This window comes from Streptomyces sp. NPDC006393 (assembly GCF_040628575.1).
Lineage (GTDB): Bacteria > Actinomycetota > Actinomycetes > Streptomycetales > Streptomycetaceae > Streptomyces.
The window spans coordinates 1-3,681 of sequence record NZ_JBEXZD010000206.1 but is presented as its reverse complement, the minus strand read 5'-3'; the positions used below and the strand labels follow the sequence as shown (position 1 = coordinate 3,681).

At 69.5% G+C, this 3,681-nt stretch carries 4 protein-coding genes; 1 reads left to right on the top strand and 3 read right to left on the bottom strand.

The window, feature by feature from the left end:
• Positions 1–302: 302 nt before the first annotated feature.
• A complete protein-coding gene (locus ABZ484_RS38460; protein ID WP_358870599.1) occupies positions 303–1,208 on the top strand; it encodes a class I SAM-dependent methyltransferase in 906 nt (301 codons plus the stop codon).
• A 33-nt stretch (positions 1,209–1,241) separates the two neighbouring features.
• Here the strand turns inward: ABZ484_RS38460 and ABZ484_RS38455 are convergent, their stop codons facing one another.
• The 3 genes from ABZ484_RS38455 to ABZ484_RS38445 all read right to left on the bottom strand — a co-directional run bounded on the left by ABZ484_RS38455 (position 1,242) and on the right by ABZ484_RS38445 (position 3,385).
• Positions 1,242–1,634, bottom strand: a complete 393-nt coding sequence (locus ABZ484_RS38455; protein WP_358870598.1) for a VOC family protein — start codon at positions 1,632–1,634, stop codon at positions 1,242–1,244.
• Positions 1,635–1,734: 100 nt separating this feature from the next.
• Entirely contained in the window at positions 1,735–2,301 is a 567-nt protein-coding gene (locus tag ABZ484_RS38450; protein ID WP_358870597.1) for a hypothetical protein, read from the bottom strand.
• A 178-nt stretch (positions 2,302–2,479) separates the two neighbouring features.
• On the bottom strand, positions 2,480–3,385 hold the full coding sequence (locus ABZ484_RS38445; protein WP_358870596.1) for a YceI family protein: 906 nt from the start codon (positions 3,383–3,385) through the stop codon (positions 2,480–2,482).
• Between the last annotated feature and the right edge of the window lie 296 nt (positions 3,386–3,681).

The window sequence follows — 3,681 nt, the reverse complement described above, 5'->3', positions numbered from 1 at the left end:
GCGTCAAGGACGGCCTGAAGGTCAAGGACGGCGTCGTCGCCAGCTTCCGCGTCATCGAACGCCACAAGGGCGACAGGGGCGACTACTGAGACCCGCCCCGCCACGTCCCTCGCACGGAACCCCGGCCCGCCGTAATCGGGCCGGGGTTCCGTGCGTCCGCCTCCGCTGTCGACAGCCGTTCACTGCTTCTTGGGTTTTGAACCACTGCATGGGGTAGGGGCCGTGGTGCGCCGGCCGCCATCCTCCACAGGCTTTCCGCAGGGATCCCACAGACTGCCGTAACGAGGGAGTGCCTCCAGCCCATGACCACCATCCAGGAACCGATGCGGCCGCCCCACCGTCTCGACGACGTGCCGGGCTGGTTCCCCGTGCTCGACCAGGTGCTCTTCGACTGGCTCCTGGAGCGGCAGGAGACGGCCGGGGTCCGCGGCGACCTGCTGGAGGTCGGTGTCTACATGGGCAAGAGCGCGATCTTCATCGGCCGGCACCAGCGGCCGGGTGAGAGGTACACCGTGTGTGATCTCTTCGAGGGCGACGCCCCGGACGACGCAAACCGGGCCGAGTCGGCGAGGTCCTACAGGGCGCTGACCCGGCGCGCCTTCGAGGAGAACTACCGTTCCTTCCACGACGAGCTTCCCCGTGTGCTCCAGGGCCCCAGCTCCCTGGTGCGCGCGGAGCTCGAGCCCCGCTCCTGCCGGTTCGTGCACATCGACGCCTCGCACCTGTATGAGCATGTGCACGGTGACATAGGAACCGCCCGCGACCTGCTGCTGCCCGACGGCATCGTCGTCCTCGACGACTTCCGGTCCGAGCACACGCCCGGCGTGTCCATCGCCGCCTGGGAGGCCGTGCTCAACCGTGGTCTGCACCCCGTGTGCCTGAGCACGCAGAAGCTCTACGGCACCTGGGGCGATCCCGAGCCGGTGCAGAGGGAACTGCTGGCCATGGCGCGGCAGCGGTCCGACTGCCATGTCAGTGTCCAGGAGGCCGCCGGGCACCGGATCATCCGGCTGAAGTCCAAGGGAATGCCGGCCCCGGTGTTTCCTCCGTCCCGGCATGCACGCCGGACCACCCGGGCGGCTTCCGACGCGTCGGCGGGAGTCCGGCCCGCACCTCGGCGCGGGAGCCGGGTGCGGCGGCTCGCCGTCGACCTGCTGCCACCGGTCGTCACGCGGGCGATACGCAACGCACGCGCGAGAAGGAACTGACCCGGCGCACGCCCGCCCGGCCGTCTCGCTGTCTCAGTCTTCGTCTTCGCCGCTCCCGTACGGCCTCGTGAGGATCTCCATGTTGTGACCGTTCGGATCTTCGAAATACGCTCCTCGGCCGCCGTCCCTGTGGTTGATCTCGCCGGGACGGTGATGGAACGGGTCCGCCCAGTAGGTCAGGCCCGAGTTCCGGATGCGGCCGAATATCGAGTCGAAGTCGTCCTCGGAGACCAGGAAGGCGTAGTGCTGGGGCGTGACCGTCTCGGTCGTGTCCAGATAGTCCAGGGTCACCCCGTTCTGAATCTCGACGGGTACGAACGGCCCGTACTCCGGGCGCACCTCGAGCCCCAGGATGTCGGCGAGGAACCGGGCCGAGGTGTGCTTGTCGTGCGCGGCCACGATCGTGTGGTTCAGCTCTACGGCCATGGGTCAGACCTCCTGCCCCATAGGTGCCAAGACCACACTCCAGGTTAAGCAGCCGCGGGACCCACGACCAACGCTCCAGGATGCGCCCGGGGCGGCTCGGTCACCACTCGTCGTAGTCGCGGAGCACCCGGAAGCTGCCCACGACGCCGTCGTCACCGAACAGGCCCCCCTGTACGGTGCTGGTCACCACGCCGTTGGTGGCGCCATGCGGCCCCACGGTGGCGACCGGAGAGCCGTTGTCACAGGTGAAGCCGCGGAAGACCTCGACGGTCCACTTGCTGTCGTTGAAGATGCTGAAGCTGCTGGAGCCCAGTCCGCTGGCCGCGGTGACACAGCCCTCGCCGGTCGCGGAGTAGGTGCGTTCGTTGAAGTAGATCCTTCCCTGTTCCTCATGGCCGCGGCCGCGTCCGCCGTCGTCCCGGTCGCGGCCCTCGTCCTTCTCTCCGCCCCCGCCACGGCCGGAGGGGGCCTCGGGAGCGGCGGGTCGTTGGGCGGGCCGGGCCGGCCGCTGAGCGGGGGCGGCCGCCCGGTGCACGGACGGGGCGGCCCGGTGGGCGGACGGTTTCGCCGGCGCCGAGTCGGTGGTCGCGGCGTAGGTGATACCGGCTGCTGCGAGGACCGCCGCGCCTACTCCGGCAGCGGTCACTACAAAGGTTCGCGTGGGCATGTCGCTTCTCTCGGTCTCGCGGACGTCGGCCGGACGACCGACCTGCGAGGAACGTAACGAGAGCCAACAACCCTGTCATTTCGGGCGTGTCGGCGGTGTGACAGCGTGAGTCCAGGTAGGTGGAAACACGACAGTCGCCGCATGACGGCGGACGCGGAGACCAGGGTTCGGCCGGTCCTCAGGTGGACGCGGGCACGCCATCGCCCGGCGCCGCCCGGACGACCTGGACGTCCAGTTCGATGCGGATGGTGGCGCCGATGGCGGCGATGCCGTGGGTGAGCATCTTCTGCCAGGTGAGGGTGAAGTCCTCGCGGTGAAGTTCGGTGACCGCCTTGCAGGCCGCACGTGTCTCGCCCGCCATTCCGGTCCCGAGACCCAGGTACTGGGTGTCCAGCTTCACCGTGCGGGAGACGCCGTGCAGTTCCAGCACCCCCGTCACGCTCCACTGGGAGCCGCCGCGGTGCACGAAGTCACCGCCGCTGAAGCGCAGATACGGGTGGACGGCGGCGTCGAGGAAGTCCGCCGAGCGCAGGTGGTCGTCGCGCAGTCGGACGCCGGTGTCGATGCTGTCCGCCTCGATGTAGACCTCGACCTGGGAGTCCCGCATCCGCTCGGCGATCCAGAGGCTGCCGGAGAAGCGGTTGAACCTGCCGTGGATCTCGGCCAGGCCTATGTGCCGGGCGATGAACCGGATCGCGCTGTGGTCCGGATCGATCTCCCATCGGCCCGGCCCCGGGACCGGCGGCAGCGGGGCCGCGGCCAGCTGGATCACCCCGGCCGAGGCCGTGGCGTCCGGGAACACCTGGACGGGCGCGCGGTGGGGCTGGAAGCCTTCGCAGAGCACCGACAGCTGGTAATCACCGGGCGGTACGGCGGCGGTGAAAAGGCCGTAGGCGTCCGTGCTCCCCTCCGTCACGGTCTGTCCGGCCCGGTCCAGGACCGTGACCGTCGCCTGCATCGGCACACCCACCGGGTCCACGACCTGGCACTCGGCCCGACCTGCCCCCTCGGGCAGGGGCAGGCCCCCGGGCGCGATCAGTCCGCTGCCGGAGCCCCTGGTCCGCCGCCACGGCAATGTGAACATGTGCGCGCCCTCCGTCGTCCTGTCCGAAAAACGACCCCACCCTGACAGGAACTGGATGCTCTTTACACCGGACGCTCGCGATACGGACCGGTAACGGTCCGTACCAGGTGCGACGCGGACCGTACGCACCGCCGGCCCGAGGGGAGGGCCGCGCCGACACCGAGGCGGCATCAGAGGCACCGAGAAGCACCATCGCCTGAATGTCAAGCAGCGACGCGCCGGGAGTTCCCGGCCCCCGGATGCACCGGAGGGTGAGGAGCCGTCAGAAGATCACCTCGACGGACCAATAGTCAGTC